We start from the raw sequence: 286 nt of genomic DNA on the forward strand, positions 1-286 counted from the left end.
GCTGAGGAAGATCAAGCGGTTGCAACGCTTTGGAAAGGGACGCTTGGTCATAGAGGGCGAACTCCTTCAATAGCTGATTGATGACCGGGTCCTGGACCTGGCGATCCAGCAATAGCTGGCATCTGAGCAACGCCAGGCTGCTGCCGTTTTCTTTAAACCAACGGCTGGCCCATTCCAGGTGCATGAGCACATCGAGAAAGTCAGTCATGCCCTTCGGTTTGTTGCGTAACGTTGGGTGGCGCAACTGCATGAGAAGGTTCGCATTCCCGAGCATTTGCACCAGTTG

The 286-nt window shown here is 54.2% G+C and carries 1 protein-coding gene; it reads right to left on the reverse strand.

Translation table 11 applies throughout. The annotated features are described in order from the left end of the window. On the reverse strand, positions 1-286 hold a 286-nt coding region (locus AAEY72_RS14490; protein WP_352311217.1), incomplete at both ends, for a hypothetical protein.

The sequence above is a fragment of the Psychrobacter sp. W2-37-MNA-CIBAN-0211 genome, assembly GCF_040309405.1.
GTDB classification, from domain to species: Bacteria; Pseudomonadota; Gammaproteobacteria; order Pseudomonadales; family Moraxellaceae; genus Psychrobacter; species Psychrobacter glaciei.